The organism is Aminobacterium sp. MB27-C1 (assembly GCF_030908405.1).
GTDB lineage: Bacteria > Synergistota > Synergistia > Synergistales > Aminobacteriaceae > Aminobacterium.
This window is the reverse complement of record NZ_CP133089.1, coordinates 1,226,481-1,240,861: the sequence shown is the minus strand read 5'-3', so window position 1 is coordinate 1,240,861 and position 14,381 is coordinate 1,226,481. Positions and strand designations below refer to the sequence as shown.

Annotated in this window: 14 protein-coding genes; all 14 read left to right on the top strand. The window is 41.9% G+C overall.

From position 1 onward, the window contains the following. Positions 1-2: 2 nt before the first annotated feature. The 14 genes from murB (at position 3) to gap (ending at position 14,380) form a co-directional block, all read left to right on the top strand. A complete protein-coding gene (gene murB, locus RBH88_RS05975) occupies positions 3-914 on the top strand; it encodes a UDP-N-acetylmuramate dehydrogenase (RefSeq protein ID WP_307879443.1) in 912 nt (303 codons plus the stop codon). A gap of 18 nt (positions 915-932) precedes the next feature. Next, entirely contained in the window at positions 933-1,703 is a 771-nt protein-coding gene (locus RBH88_RS05970; RefSeq protein ID WP_213701512.1) for a hypothetical protein, read from the top strand. 35 nt (positions 1,704-1,738) lie between these two features. Continuing rightward, the gene (gene ftsA, locus RBH88_RS05965; protein ID WP_307879442.1) at positions 1,739-3,052 is read left to right on the top strand and encodes a cell division protein FtsA; all 1,314 of its coding nucleotides are present in this window, start codon (positions 1,739-1,741) and stop codon (positions 3,050-3,052) included. Between the two features lie 22 nt (positions 3,053-3,074). Then, on the top strand, positions 3,075-4,238 hold the full coding sequence (gene ftsZ / locus RBH88_RS05960; RefSeq protein ID WP_213695300.1) for a cell division protein FtsZ: 1,164 nt from the start codon (positions 3,075-3,077) through the stop codon (positions 4,236-4,238). A gap of 123 nt (positions 4,239-4,361) precedes the next feature. Continuing rightward, positions 4,362-4,970 carry an SPOR domain-containing protein gene (locus RBH88_RS05955; RefSeq protein WP_213701514.1) on the top strand — a complete coding sequence of 203 codons (609 nt, stop codon included), beginning with the start codon at positions 4,362-4,364 and terminating at the stop codon, positions 4,968-4,970. Positions 4,971-4,999: 29 nt separating this feature from the next. After that, entirely contained in the window at positions 5,000-6,226 is a 1,227-nt protein-coding gene (locus tag RBH88_RS05950) for a molybdopterin molybdotransferase MoeA (RefSeq protein ID WP_307879441.1), read from the top strand. After that, positions 6,220-8,124, top strand: a complete 1,905-nt coding sequence (locus tag RBH88_RS05945; protein ID WP_307879440.1) for a substrate-binding domain-containing protein — start codon at positions 6,220-6,222, stop codon at positions 8,122-8,124. Before RBH88_RS05950 ends, RBH88_RS05945 begins: the two co-directional genes overlap by 7 nt. Next, positions 8,112-9,089 (top strand): GTP 3',8-cyclase MoaA, encoded by a 978-nt coding sequence (moaA, locus tag RBH88_RS05940; protein WP_213695304.1) that lies wholly within the window; start codon positions 8,112-8,114, stop codon positions 9,087-9,089. The genes RBH88_RS05945 and moaA overlap by 13 nt, the downstream gene beginning before the upstream one ends. Before the next feature lie 6 nt (positions 9,090-9,095). Next, positions 9,096-9,587, top strand: coding sequence for a cyclic pyranopterin monophosphate synthase MoaC (gene moaC / locus RBH88_RS05935; protein WP_213691484.1), 492 nt, complete (start codon positions 9,096-9,098; stop codon positions 9,585-9,587). After that, a complete protein-coding gene (locus tag RBH88_RS05930; RefSeq protein ID WP_213695305.1) occupies positions 9,584-10,405 on the top strand; it encodes a molybdenum cofactor biosynthesis protein B in 822 nt (273 codons plus the stop codon). Before moaC ends, RBH88_RS05930 begins: the two co-directional genes overlap by 4 nt. After that, positions 10,389-11,279: an RNase adapter RapZ gene (gene rapZ, locus RBH88_RS05925; RefSeq protein ID WP_213691486.1), complete on the top strand. Its 891-nt coding sequence runs from the start codon at positions 10,389-10,391 to the stop codon at positions 11,277-11,279. The genes RBH88_RS05930 and rapZ overlap by 17 nt, the downstream gene beginning before the upstream one ends. Next, positions 11,279-12,400 carry a gluconeogenesis factor YvcK family protein gene (gene yvcK, locus RBH88_RS05920; RefSeq protein ID WP_307879439.1) on the top strand — a complete coding sequence of 374 codons (1,122 nt, stop codon included), beginning with the start codon at positions 11,279-11,281 and terminating at the stop codon, positions 12,398-12,400. The genes rapZ and yvcK overlap by 1 nt, the downstream gene beginning before the upstream one ends. Before the next feature lie 7 nt (positions 12,401-12,407). Next, a complete protein-coding gene (gene whiA / locus RBH88_RS05915) occupies positions 12,408-13,301 on the top strand; it encodes a DNA-binding protein WhiA (protein ID WP_213691488.1) in 894 nt (297 codons plus the stop codon). A 59-nt stretch (positions 13,302-13,360) separates the two neighbouring features. Further along, positions 13,361-14,380: a type I glyceraldehyde-3-phosphate dehydrogenase gene (gap, locus tag RBH88_RS05910; protein WP_213691489.1), complete on the top strand. Its 1,020-nt coding sequence runs from the start codon at positions 13,361-13,363 to the stop codon at positions 14,378-14,380. The last annotated feature ends 1 nt before the right edge of the window (position 14,381 follow it).

The window sequence follows — 14,381 nt, the reverse complement described above, 5'->3', positions numbered from 1 at the left end:
AAATGAATCAAAGGGGCGTTACGTTTTTAGAAAAGGAAGTAGCAGGACAGGTCAAAAGTAGCTTTCCCCTTTCATCCTTAACGACATTGGGAGTGGGGGGAATAGCGGAAGTTTGCGTCTGGCCTTCTTGTGTACGCGATCTTGTAACGCTTTCATCCTTAAAAGAAGAGAGCCCTGTTCGTATTATAGGAGGGGGCAGCAATCTTATTATCCATGATGGAATAATAGGAGGAGTAGTTGTTTGTACAAAGTATCTTTCGTCTTTCTCAGTGATAAGAGAAACAGATAAAGCGTTAATAACAGTAGAAGCAGGGGTTCCTCTTGCGCAACTTGTTAACTTTGGATTGAAATATGGCTTTGCGGGTTTAGAGTTTGCCGTGGGTATACCAGGTACATTAGGAGGGGCTTTGATTGGCAATGCCGGTGCACAGGGAGAGGCAATCTCAGATCTTTTGCAGTGGGTTGAGGTTGTTGATGAGCACCATCAGATCAGACGCTTAGATAAAAATGATATTTCTTGGGGATATCGTTATTCTCAGTTTAAGGAGCTCCATTACACTATAGCTTCTTGTTGCCTTATTATGGAAGCTGTTCCCCTGACTATTATCAGGGCTAGAACAGACGAATTTTTAAAAATGCGAAGTGCCCAACCGCATGGCTATAAAAGTGCAGGGTGTATTTTTAAGAACCCAGAAGGAACAAGTGCCGGAAAACTTTTGGATCAATGTGGGTGCAAAGGGCTAAAGGTTGGTGGAGCAGTGGTCTCTGAGGCCCATGCTAACTTCATACTTAATACAGGGGACGCTACGGCAACAGACGTATTGGCCTTGATTGAAAAGTGCCGTAAAATAGTTTTTGAGGAAACGGGTTATCTTTTAGAGCTCGAAGTTCAGCTTTTTTCGAGCTTGGAGTAGTGGGCAAGGGTGTTACGAGTGAAGCGGCTGCTTTTACTCCTATCTCTTATAATGGGAATAGTTTATTGCATAGAAACTAATTTCTTGCTGCTCTCAGCGAAACATATCAAGTTGGAGCTTCCTGATCCTTATTCAGAACAGGTTTTTTGGAGCCATTTTAATTCTGATAATTTGCGTTTTTTCCCTGTTGTCTTTTTTTCGAGGGATGAGGTTATAGAAAAGATAGAACGAGAGATTCCTGTATATTTTAATATTAATATACATTCATTGAAAGAGATATACGTTTCAGCACGTCCACTTAATGTTTGGATTGTGCTTGTTCAGAAGGGAACCCATTGGTATTTATCAGAAGATGGTCGTATATGGGATGGTAAAAGTGTAGCGAGCAACTTCATTTATGGCGATCTTGTCCAAGCAGGTGTTCCTGTATGGCATTTAAATGAAAACTTTCCAATTCCTATTGATGGCATAGAAGAAAAGGGACGCTCTGTTTTTCGAAGTGCTCTTCCTCTCGATTCTTTGAAACAGTGGGTTGATGAAATAGAAAAAAATAGCTGGGGCGCGCCTATTAATAAAGTTAAGTTTGGTAGAAAAGCGGGTAGCTACAGCTTTGTAATTGAAGTAAAATGGAAGAAACGTTTAGTAAGCATTCTTCTTGATGAAGATACACAGCGGTGGCCTATCATTTCTAGAGCGTTGCCTAAAGTAATGAAAGATTTACCAGAAGGAAATGAGATGGTAGAGATAGATACAACCTATGGAGATAAGATAGTAGTTCGAACATTATAAAAGCTGATTGATTGTACGAAGGGAGCGGGAATAAAATGTACACAGAGCCAGAAATAATAGTGGGGCTGGATCTAGGTACGAGTAAGATATCTGTTGTTGTCGCGGAAAGGGATTCCCGTTTCCAGGATGCCCAGATTATAGGTGTTGGTTATGCTCCTTCTTTGGGTATTCGCAAGGGACTTATTGTAAATCTGGAACAAGCGGTGCAGGCCGTTCGTATGGCCGTTCAGGATGCTGAAAAAATGGTTGGTTTCGAAATAGATGAAGCTACTGTAGCTTTCAGTGGTATAGACGCAACAAGTGTTACATCACGAGGAATGGTTTCTTTAGGTCGTGTTCCTCGACAAGTTGGCGTCCAAGACATAGAACGGGTTATTGAAGCTGCACAAAGTGAGCTCGCAGTTCCTTCCAATAGAGTGACACTCCATACGATTCCAGTAAAATATTCCCTTGACGGAAACAGCGGCATTGATGATCCTCTTGGTATGACGGGAATACGCTTAGAGATAGAGTTACAGTCTGTAATCGTTCCCACATCAGTATTACAGAATATAATTAATTGTGTCGAAAGTGCGGGAATTACTGTCAATGGTCTCGTTATTAAATCATTAGCAAGCGCTCTTGGTTCGCTTACTGATGAAGAGACACGAACTGGGGCTGTTTCTCTTTGTATCGGTGGAGGAACGACGGGAGTTGCGCTCTTTGCCGATGGGCGTCCTGTCCGGTTGGCGGTTATACCTATAGGTGGAGATCATATTACGAATGATTTAGCCTATGTTTTAAAGATACCTATTAGTAAAGCAGAAATGATAAAACAGCAGATTTCTCTTCTTTCTGACGAAAATGAAGACGCTATAGAAGTGGAAACGCGAGGAAGGACAAAAGTTCTCAATGTTCCCGATGCAATAGATGTTATTTTGTGTCGTTTAGAGGAACTTTTTACAGAACACGTTTCAAAAAGTTTGGCAGATCAGAGTGTTCATATGTTCCCGGCAGGTATTGTCCTTTCTGGCGGTGTTGCTAAAACAGGAGGAATTGAGATTTTTACGACAGAGGTGCTCAATCTTCCAGTTCGTATCGCTGAACCTCTTGATAGTTTTCAGATGCCTCCTGGACGTAATGATTGCGAGTACACAACTTCATCAGGAATCATTAGGTATATTATAAATAAAGAGCGTAATCCTTATAGGTATATCGAAGCGCCAATTGAGGTTCTTCGATCGGGAGGTGTATCCGCTTACGTGGCGGCTCAAAGAGGAGGACACCAGAGAAACACAAAAAGCGCGAACGGAGAAGGCTTTCGCCATTTCCTCGAGATGGTGAAGAAATCGATGAAAGAACTTTTCTGACTTATAGCGGGGTGGATACGGAATGGAGCATGTATTTCAGATAGACAATGCGACACGGCCTAATAGAGAAAACATTAAAGTTATCGGAGTTGGCGGTGGCGGTGGAAATGCATTAAATCATATTATACGAAGTGGAATAGATGGGGTCGAATTTATCGCTGCAAATACGGATATGGCTGCATTGGGCCTTTCTGAGACTAAAACTAGAGTTATTTTAGGTAGAGAACTTACTCGTGGATTAGGTGCAGGTGCAGATCCAGATGTAGGTTCAGGTGCTGCGAAAGAATCTATTGAAGAAATTCGTCAACTTGTAACAGGTGCCGATATGGTCTTCCTTACAGCTGGAATGGGTGGTGGAACAGGTACGGGAGCTACCCCTGTTATAGCGGAAGTAGCTAAAGAAACAGGAGCTCTTGTTGTTGCTGTTGTGACCAATCCATTTTCCTTTGAAGGACGAAAACGAAAAAGTCATGCAGAACAGGGTGTAAGTTTCTTAAAAGAAAAAGTAGATGCATTGCTGGTTGTTGAAAACGATAGACTTCTTGAAATAGCTGACAAAAAGACAGGGTTGACCGAGGCCTTTAAATTGGCTGATGAAGTTTTGCGTCAGGCAGTACAAGGTGTAACAGACCTTATCTTAAAACCCAGTCTTATAAACGTGGACTTCGCAGACGTAAGGACAGTTATGAAAAATGCGGGCTCTGCTATTATGGGGATAGGAGAAGGACACGGAGATAGTAGAGCAGAAATGGCAGCAAAAGCAGCTATTAATAGCCCTCTTATGTCGACTCCTATGGATGGAGCCAAAGGTATTCTCTTTAATATAACTGGCGGAAGCGATATTGGAATTCATGAAATTCAGCAAGCTGCAGAAGTTATAAAAGGAAAAGCTGACGAAGATGCCACCGTAATTTGGGGGCATACAATTGATGATACGATGGAAGATCGTCTGAGAATAACGGTTATCGCTACAGGTTTTTCTTCGGGAAAAGGACAAAAAAGCGTACCTAAATCTGTCAAAAGCGTGACCGCTAACAAAACAGTTTCTCGGTCAACAAATGTTGTTTTAGAAGAAGCAGAGGTAGTTTCTGCTCCCGAGGAAGATCTTTTTACAATGAGCGGTGTCCCTAAGAATACATACGATATCCCTTCTATCATTAGGAGGTCTCAACGGTCGTCAAAATAGCCCTCGTCAAAAGGGATATGTGAGTTCATTAGAATTGCGGAACTATACAAAACGGGCGGGGGTCTCTTTCTGATGGCTCTTGCTCGTTTTCTTATTGAGATTTAAATATTAGGAGGTTTTTTCATGTCAGCACGAGAGAATCGCAGACAGAGAGATAAAAAGCCTATGTTGCCCTTTGGAGATTTAATGCTTCCTATAATTGGTCTCATAGCAGTTGGGCTTTTAATTGTAGGGGTAAAATTTTTCTTTTTATCTGAGCCGGCACGGGAACCGCATAAGCCAGTTGTTGTTCAAGAAAGTCCGGCGCCTTCGCAGGAGAGCGTGCCAGTTGCAGCTGCGCCTGTCGCTTCTTCTCCAGCACCTGCTGTGCCAGAGCAGGTAGCAGCTCCCGTTACGGCTCAGCCTAATTCTGAAGGAACGGCAAAGACAACTACAGCAGCTACAAGTATAGTGGCTACTACAACGGAGCAGACAGAAAAGGTTGCACCACCAACAGGTAATAGCAACTGGGGCGTTCAGATTGGTTCTTTCAAAAGTTCAGATGCGGCAAATCGTTTGAAAACAAAAGTATCTAAAGAAGGGTATAATGCTTTTGTATCCAAAGCTGTTGTAAAGAATAGTACGTATTATAGAGTTACGGTATCGGCAGGTAATCAGCGGAATGAAGCCGATAAGTGTGCAGCTCAATTAAAACAAGCAGGGTACCCTATCTTGGTCGTGCGTTTGCAATAATTTAATGAAGTAATTAAAGGAGTGACGATATGTCAGGTTTTGTAACAGATCTATCGAATCGCTTCGAGAGTATTAGTAGAGTTTCAGAGGTCCTACGTTTTCCGTGGGACCTTTCTTTTAGCTACAAAGACGTTCAAACCTCTTTGGGAAATATCGTAGCCAAAGATATTTTTTCCACTGTTGTCTCTCCTCCGTATACGCGAAGTTTAAGAGATGGTTACGCTGTACAAAGCGAAGATATTTCAGGCGCTTCTTCTTCCTCTCCCGTTTATTTAAAGCTTGTGGGAGAAATTCCTATGGGGCAACTTCCGTTTCGGCCCCTTCATGCTGGCGAGGCAATGATTATTCACACAGGTGGAATTCTTCCTGAGGGAGCTGATAGCGTTGTTATGCTTGAATATACGGCAGAGAGCGGACCATGGGTAGAAGTACGCAAGGCAGCACAGCAAGGAGAACATGTGATTTTTAAGGGAGAAGAACTACGGACGGGAGAAAAGGTTTTGTCTTGTGGAGACCTCGTATCCTTTAAAAATTTGGGTATATTGGCGACTATGGGGCAAATATCAGTACCTTGTCTTGAACTTAGAATAGGCATTTTAAGTACAGGTGACGAAATTGTAGATATTTCTTCACCCAATCTCCCTCCAGGGTGCATTAGAGATGTTAACAGTTGGGCATTATGGGGGTTACTCTCCGTTCAGGGTTTTCATGTTTCGCGATTAGGAATAATAAAAGATAAAAAAGGCGACCTTGAAAAGGCTATCCATGAAGCCCTAAATTCATTTGATGTCCTTCTTGTTAGCGGAGGTTCTTCTGTAAGTGTCAGAGATTATTGTTCGGAAATATTAGAAACACTCCCTGACCCAGGACTAATTGTGCGTGGCGTGCGGATGAGCCCTGGCAAACCAGTCTTGATAGCTGGGTCGCTTCAAGAGAGGAAACTGGTTATGGGGCTTCCTGGCCATCCCCTTTCTTGTATGGTTGCAGCAAAGGTCTTACTTCTTCCCCTTCTGAATCGACTTATAGGTACTCAGATACAGCAAAGCTCATTTCTTTTAGAAACGACAACCGATATTATAGGTTCTACCGGCATCGAAAAGTTTTATCCGGCTATTCTTACTAATTCTTCAGTAGCTCCTTTATCTGCAAAATCTGGCTATGTTGGAATCTTAAAGGAATCCAGCGGACTTATACGATTAGATGAAAGTGTAGAAACAGTACGGCGAGGAGAGAAGGTGGAATTTATACCATGGTAAAGGATTGGAAAGAGCACATCCCCATGGAAGAAGCATGGTCGATTCTAAAAGAAACTTTTTCTCGAATAAAGAGAAAGCGAGACTTATCTGTCGATGTTTGTACGAATTACATATTAGCCGAAGATATTTGTTCAAGAAGAAACGTTCCTCATTTCAGTGCTTCTGCTGTGGATGGTTATGCCCTGGCCACGAAAAAAACCGCTACCGCGAGTATAGCTACGCCCGTTCATCTCGCACAGAGTGAGTACGAATGGGTTAATACGGGTGCGGAAGTTCCTCTTCAATATGATGGAGTTCTCATGATTGAAGATTCGTCATTAGAAGATAAAAATCTAGTAGTCTACAAAACGCTCTCAACTGGAGATAACATACGTCCCGTTGGAGAAGATGTGGCTTCTGGACAGATTATTGCTCGAGAGGGAGATTATATCTCTCCGCCGTTAGCAGCGCTTTTTCTTGCTGCCGGGTATTCGTCTGTTCCCGTATGGGATGTGCCTAAAACTCTTTTTATTCCTACTGGAGATGAGATTGTCTCTGGTGTAGATTGGCTCAGAAAGGGTGCTGTCTCAGGTAAAGTTGTCGAAAGCAATTCAACAATGCTGAAAGGGTATTTTTATCGTTGGGGGTTTCCTCTTGATATTGTGGAACCTCTACCTGACGATCCGAAATTTATTCGTGACACTGTTCTTCAAAACGTTGAAAAGTACGATCTCATTCTTATTGGTGCAGGATCGGCAAAAGGAAAGAAAGATTACACGTCTCAAATTTTATCTGAAGAAGGAAAGATGCTTTTCCATTGGTTACTAATGAAACCTGGCAGACCGGCAATGGCTGCAAATGTGAAGGGGACACCTATTATTGATTTGCCAGGATTTCCCATGTCAACTGCAGTGGTTGCTTGGTCTCTTGTTTATCCTCTTCTTAAGCTCTTATCAGAGGGCGATTTTGATGAAAACATAGTGCTTAAAGAAGCCCTAAACGCAAAAGAAGAGATAATGGAACTCCTTGCGCCATGCTCATCTGTTCCAGGTCGTAACGAATGGCTTCGGGTCAAGGCTGTATCTTTGCATGGAAAGAAAAAATTTTTTCCTCTTTCTTCTGGATCGAGTACAATGTGGGCTATGTCTGAAGCTGATGGTTTTGTTTTATTATCTCGGTCTGTGGCAGAGTGTCCAATTGGAACTGAACTAGTAGTTTGGTTAACTCGCAAAATAGATTGGAATCGTCGTCTTCTCTTTCAAGGATCTAACGACCCAGCTTTCGAACGGTTGGGTTCATATATTCGAAGACGAGGGGGAGAACTTGTATATCGTTCTGTTGGTAGTCTCGGAGGGCTCTCCGCTTTATCGAGAGGGGAATGTCATATTGCTGCATGTCACCTTCTTGATCCTGAAAATGGAACATATAATGATTCATATATAGAAAAACTCTCTCAGGGGAAAACGTGGATACGACGTTTGCTCTTTTTCCGACAACAGGGGTTACTTGTGAAGAAGGGGAATCCACTTGAAATTTTTGATATCAAAGATATTGCAGAAAAACAGGCACGTTTTATTAATCGTCAGCCAGGTGCAGGAACTCGCGTCCTTCTCGATGCCCTCTTGAGGGAGAATGGAATGAAAACGAAGGAAATTAATGGATATACTATTCAAGCAACGACTCATTTTGATGCTGCAAATCGTATTACAGCTGGAGTTGCTGATGTGGCTTTAGGGATAAAAGCTGCTGCTGATGCTTTGAACCTTGATTTTATCCCCATAACAGAAGAACCGTATGAATTAGTCTATCCTGCGGAATATGAAAATCACCCTTGTCTCTTGGCTCTCCTCGATGCTCTAAATGATTCCCAATGGAAACTGCAGGTAGAAGAGCTGGGAGGCTATCGATGGAACTCTTAAAAGATCCCTTTGGAAGGATCTTACATTATATTCGAATTTCTGTGACGGATCGTTGCAATTTCAGGTGTCAATATTGCATGCCTAAAGATGGAGTATTATGGATAGACCATGGGCGTATTCTTCGATACGAAGACTTACTCTTCTTATGCCATGTTTTGAAAGATATGGGAGCTCAAAAAATCAGATTTACTGGGGGGGAGCCTCTAGTTAGAAAAGATTTTACCCTTTTCCTTAAAAAAGTAAGAGAGATGTTCCCATCAATGACACTCTCTTTGACAACCAATGGATCATTATTAGCTCCTTTAGCAGAAGATTTACTTTCTTTAAATCTGGAGAGTATCAATATTAGTCTTGATACGTTAAATCCCGAACGATTCAAGATGATAACATGTACTGGAAGTCTTAGCGAGGTAATACAAGGAATACAATCTGTAGCTGGACGTTCTAAAACTAAGGTTAAACTCAATACTGTTTTAATGCGAGGGATAAATGATCATGAGATTCCAGAGCTTCTGGCTTTTGCATTAAAAGAAGACCTTTTACTTCGCCTTATAGAGTTTATGCCTCTTGATGGTGGGGTATGGAGCAAGGAACGTTTTATATCAGCAGATGATATTATACAATCTCTTCCGGAATCTGAACTTTGGAGAGAGGAAGCGTCAGAAGAAGCTATTAACGCAGGGCCTGCCCGATATTTAATCAATGAAGCTACCGGACAACGTTTAGGTATTATTGCTGCCGTGTCTCATCATTTTTGTGCTTCTTGTAACCGTCTTCGCATTACATCGGAAGGAGAAGTTTTGCCGTGCCTTTTTAGTGGCAAAGGAGTTGAAATACGGGATGCGTTGCGTTCCAGAGATGAAGAGAAGACACGACAAGGTATTATTAAAGCCATTCGGCAAAAACCTCGTCGTTGGCTTGATATAGAATCTGGAAAAGAGCATATGTTTAGGATTGGAGGGTAATGGACAATGAAGACTTTTTCTCATCTTGATGAATTTGGTCATCCTCGCATGGTTGACGTGGGAGGTAAAAAAGTCACATTGAGGGAAGCACGTGCAGAGGGAGTCGTTCTTTTACCTTCTACGATACGAGATGCTCTTATTGCTGGAACGACAGAAAAGGGAGACGTACTGAAAATAGCAGAAATTGCTGGTATTATGGCTGTTAAGAAAACGTCAGATCTTATTCCTCTTTGCCATAATATAAGTCTTAACAAGGTGGATGTTCATTGCGAACTGATCGCTGAAGAAAGTCAAGTAAAGATAACATCCGTTGTTGCTGCAAAAGAAGTAACGGGAGTAGAGATGGAAGCATTGACGGGAGTGATGGTGGCAGCTCTAACTGTTTACGATATGTGTAAGGGTATTGATAAAGGCATGATAATACATAATATTCGATTGCTTCGAAAAAGTGGAGGCAAAAGTGGCGATTATCACTCGCCAGAGGGGGAACATGAATGAAACTTCTTGGAATTCTTAACAAAGATGATCATAGAGAGTACGGGATATGCTATGTCAATATGCGTGCTGACGGCTCATCTTCAATAAATGGAAATATGTCAGATATTCTCATAACAAAGCCTGGATTGCTTCCTGAGATTCAAGGAGCGGCCTTTGTCCTGAGGGCTTCTCTTGACCAGGATTTGGAAGTGGGTAACATTCTTGCTTTCTCGGAAAGTGACGTTATTTTGCGTGTAGATGCAGAAGAGGCTCCTTCTCTATGGAAGCTTTCTGTTCAGCAGGGAGGCTTTATCTCTGTCTCTTCAGATATCCAAATGTGGAAACCACTTCATGTTGGAATTTTGACAGTAAGCGATAAGGCCAGCCAGGGGTTGCGAGAAGATACTGCCGGTCCGGCTTTGGCAAAGGCGGTCTCTCGTATTGGGGGGATTGTTGAGAAACAATATATACTCCCTGACGAGCAGAGTGAAATTGAAAAATTGTTGTGTAAATGGGTGGACGAAGCAGATTTGCATGTCATTCTTGTCACTGGCGGAACAGGTCTTTCTAGTCGAGATGTTACTCCAGAAGCTCTGGAATCTATTGCTGATAAGATAATTCCAGGGATAGGTGAATTTATGAGAAGTCGCACTGTCTATTACACTCCTCGTTCTATCCTTTCTCGGGGACTGGCTGTTACGAGAAAGAAAAGCTTGATCATAGCTGTACCAGGAAGCCAAACGGGGGCAGAAGAGTGTTTCGAAGCTGTGGCGCCTGTAATACGGCATGGGGTTGAAATTCTTCGGGATTGGGAGAAAGAATGTGGACATAAAAAATAATAGCGTTCAGCGCTGTCTTATTATTACGGGAATGTCTGGGGCTGGAAAATCTACGGCCTTAAATATTCTTGAAGATCAGGGTTTTTTTGCGATTGATAATATTCCTCCGGCATTGCTTCCTCAGCTTATGGGGTTGTTGTCGCAACATCGTGGAGCAGTGCAAGAAGGACTAGTTGCTGTCGTGGATATTCGTGGAGAACGTCTTTTGAACGATCTATTTTCTATTGTGGATGCTTTAAAGAGATCTATCTCCTTAGTTCAGGTGCTTTTTTTGGATTCATCGAATGAGAGCCTTGTTCGCCGTTTCGAAACGACACGTCGTCGTCACCCATTGGGGGATCATATCCCTATATTAGAAGGAATTCAACGTGAACGTATTTTGTTGGCCCCTGTCAGAGAGTATGCTGATGTAGTTCTTGACACATCTGGACTCTCTATCCGAGAGCTTAAAGAACGGCTTATTTCTGAATTTATTCGGACTGAAGCATCATCTTCTGTCGTTTTTTCTTCTTTTGGATTTAAATACGGAATTCCCCAAGATAGTGATTTTGTATTGGACGTTCGCTTTTTAGTCAATCCACACTATGTCCCCCATCTGCGTCCGCTCAACGGTAAAGATTTAAATGTACAAAGCTATATTTTATCTTCAGATGAAACACAGCTTTTTTTAACTCGTTGTTACGAGTTTTTTGATTTTCTTATTCCCGTTTATTTGGCTTCGGGAAAATCACCGTTTCATATAGCCGTGGGCTGTACTGGAGGGCAACATCGTTCAGTGGCGACGGTCGAATGGCTCGCAAAGCATTTTAAGGAACAGAATGTACGATGCACAATTCGTCATAGAGATATAAATCGGAGTCAGGTGCGAGAGTAATGGATTGGCGCGTAGCATATTTTTTAGGATTACTTACTGCTTTTTTAACGATTTTTGTTCTTTCTTGGAAGGATAGATGGCCAGGGTTTCTACGCTCATCCCCTGTCAAAACTGATGTTATGGCGAGGGTAGTAGAGTATCGACTTTCTATGGGACCTCATATTGTTGCTTTAGGAGGAGGAACTGGTCTTTCTACTCTTCTTAAAGGATTAAAATCTTTTACTCGTAATATCACAGCAGTAGTTACTGTAACTGATGAAGGCGGGAGTTCTGGGCGCTTACGCCAAGAATGGGGAGTTCTCCCTCCTGGTGATGTTCGAAACTGTATTGTCGCTTTAGCTGAAAACGATAATGCCCTTCGGAATATACTTGATTTCCGCTTTGATCGGGGCGATCTTTCCGGTCATAGCCTTGGAAACCTTATCTTGCTTGCTGTAACTGAAATATCGGGAGATTTTCGTCTTGCTGTCGAGGAAATGAACCATCTTCTTGCTATCAGAGGCAGAGTTTTACCTGTAACCACAGAAGCGGTCTCCCTTGTTGCAGAGATAGAAGAGGGTCAACTTCTTCGAGGAGAATTAGAAATATCATCGTGCAGATGTGGTCAAAAGGTTAAACGAATATGGCTTGAACCCTCCGATCCCCAGCCATTACCTGATGTAATTAGAGCTATTGATGAAGGGGATCTTATCGTTTTAGGGCCAGGTAGTCTTTTCACAAGTGTTTTACCGAATCTGTTGCTTCCCAAAATAGCACAGAAAATACAAGAATCGCCTTTGCCCAGAGTGTATGTTGCTAATTTAATGTCTCAGCCTGGAGAAACCGATGGTATGAACGTAGTGGAACATGTGGAATGGATCGAAAAGATACTTGGAATCGCTCCTAATTTTATCGTTGTTAACAATGGTTCCATTCCTGCACCTTTTTTAGAGGCATATTTGAAAGAAGGGGCTATCCCGTTATATTTGGATGATTCTCAAAGAGAGATACTGCTTGAAAAAAACTGCCAGATAATAGAAAGCAATTACGTAAAGGTCTACGAGGGATCGGTTGTACGTCATGATAGTCAGGCGCTCTCCGAGACGCTGATGCGAATATGTAGAGATATGAAAGAAGTGTAATAATGCTATGAAAACCTTGAGTGAAATAATGTGGGATGAATGGGTTTTCTCTCCATTGTCTAGTACTGATATAGATTCTGAGACGGCAGGAATCCTTTGGGGGCTTTTGACGGTGTATCCCGAAACTATGTCGCAGGGCAGGTTTGTTCTTTCTGGACGAAGACTTTGGGTCTTTAGGCGGCTTAGAAGAATTTGGGCGTCATCACGTTGGGGAAAAAGACTTGATTTATCATCGATGCTTAATGTCCCTGCTAATTTTCGTGGAAGCGTAACACTTCGGATTCCTCAGCCTATTATGAAAGAAGTTATCTTTTGGGGAGAAAATGCAAGGAAAAAGAGCGATTGGCAATGGATGAGAGGTGTTTGGGGCAATTGTGGCTCTTTGTATGTTCCTAAGACAGGTTATTACTTAGCTTTTCGTTTCAGGTTTTATAAAATAATGGAATTGGTTTTGTCCATATTGAAAAATAATCAATTCCCTGTAGGAAAACGTATTGTAGATGGTCAGTATGAGCTACTTTTACGCGATCAGGAAAAGATCGTAACACTTTTAAGTCACTATAAGTTGTTTGATACCTCTCTGAAATTGGAAGAAAAGGCTATCGTTCGGGCAATGCGCGATAAAGCAAATAGACTCGTGAATTGTGACGCATCAAATATTCGGAAGACATTGGAAGCTGCGGAATGGCAACTTGAAATAGCAAAGGTTTTCCAGAATGAAAGAATTTTAAATACGTTGCCTGAAACATTGAGAGAGCTTATTGAAGTTCGCATGCAATATCCTAGCGCAACATTGACTGAATTGGGTCAGATGTTATCTAAACCAGTCAGTAAAAGTACTGTTAAATATCGTTGGCAAAAATTGAAGACAATGGCTGAACAATTACCGCACGGTATATAATACTGTAAAGTGGAATATAACATTTAAATACAATGAATGTATAGAAAGGGTGCTGTAAGATGAAAAAGGTTCGAGTAGCAATTAATGGATTTGGCCGTATAGGGAGACTCGCCTTGCGGGCGATGTATCAATATGACAAGGAGGGTCTTTTTGAAATAGTTGCAACAAATAGCCGTACTACACCCGAGCAACGAGCCTATATGTTCAAATATGATTCTATCCATCGTCGTTTTCCTGGCGAAGTCGAGGTTGATGGAGATAACCTTATTGTTAACGGTGACACAGTTAAGGTTTTAGCAATTAAAGATCCTGCAGATTTTAATTGGGGAGATCTTGGCGTAGATATTGTTATCGAGTCTTCTGGAGTTTACAAAGATCTTGAAGGCGCTCAGAATCATATAAAAGCAGGAGCGAAAAAAGTTGTTATAACAGCTCCTGGCAGTGGCGATGGAATTCCAACATTTGTTATGGGTGTTAATGAAGAACAATATAACCCCGCAAAAGATCATGTCGTTTCTAACGCATCATGCACAACAAACTGCCTTGCTCCAGTGGCCAGAATATTGAACGAAGAGTTTGGTATAGAACGTGGCCTTATGACAACAACTCATTCTTATACAAACGATCAGAAGCTTATGGATTCTTCACATAAAAAATTACATCGAGGACGTGCAGCAGCTCTTTCTATGGTTCCTACATCAACAGGTGCAGCAAAGGCTATAGGGTTGGTTATTCCCGAACTCAAGGGGAAATTGAATGGCATTGCTTTGCGAGTGCCGACACCTGATGTATCAGTTGTTGACCTTGTTGCTGAGCTTAAGAAAGAAGCTTCAGCTCAGGAAATCAATGAAGCCGTTAAAAAACGCGCAACAAGTGATATGAAAAAATACGTTGTTTACGAAGAAGATGACCTTGTTTCCTCAGATTTTATCGGAGATGAACACTCTTCTATTTTTGCAGCTCGCCATACAATGTCTATAGGCAATATGGTTAAAATTTTAGCTTGGTATGATAACGAGTGGGGATATACGTGCCGTTGTATTGACCTTGTCAATTATATGATTAAGAAAGGGCTGTAAA

What these genes read in the sequence shown, in the direction of transcription:
- murB (WP_307879443.1), top strand. Translation starts at nt 3, where the DNA reads ATGAATCAAAGGGGCGTTACGTTTTTAGAAAAGGAAGTAGCAGGACAG.
- ftsA (WP_307879442.1), top strand. Translation starts at nt 1,739, where the DNA reads ATGTACACAGAGCCAGAAATAATAGTGGGGCTGGATCTAGGTACGAGT.
- ftsZ (WP_213695300.1), top strand. Translation starts at nt 3,075, where the DNA reads ATGGAGCATGTATTTCAGATAGACAATGCGACACGGCCTAATAGAGAA.
- RBH88_RS05955 (WP_213701514.1), top strand. Translation starts at nt 4,362, where the DNA reads ATGTCAGCACGAGAGAATCGCAGACAGAGAGATAAAAAGCCTATGTTG.
- RBH88_RS05950 (WP_307879441.1), top strand. Translation starts at nt 5,000, where the DNA reads ATGTCAGGTTTTGTAACAGATCTATCGAATCGCTTCGAGAGTATTAGT.
- RBH88_RS05945 (WP_307879440.1), top strand. Translation starts at nt 6,220, where the DNA reads ATGGTAAAGGATTGGAAAGAGCACATCCCCATGGAAGAAGCATGGTCG.
- moaA (WP_213695304.1), top strand. Translation starts at nt 8,112, where the DNA reads ATGGAACTCTTAAAAGATCCCTTTGGAAGGATCTTACATTATATTCGA.
- moaC (WP_213691484.1), top strand. Translation starts at nt 9,096, where the DNA reads ATGAAGACTTTTTCTCATCTTGATGAATTTGGTCATCCTCGCATGGTT.
- RBH88_RS05930 (WP_213695305.1), top strand. Translation starts at nt 9,584, where the DNA reads ATGAAACTTCTTGGAATTCTTAACAAAGATGATCATAGAGAGTACGGG.
- yvcK (WP_307879439.1), top strand. Translation starts at nt 11,279, where the DNA reads ATGGATTGGCGCGTAGCATATTTTTTAGGATTACTTACTGCTTTTTTA.
- whiA (WP_213691488.1), top strand. Translation starts at nt 12,408, where the DNA reads ATGAAAACCTTGAGTGAAATAATGTGGGATGAATGGGTTTTCTCTCCA.
- gap (WP_213691489.1), top strand. Translation starts at nt 13,361, where the DNA reads ATGAAAAAGGTTCGAGTAGCAATTAATGGATTTGGCCGTATAGGGAGA.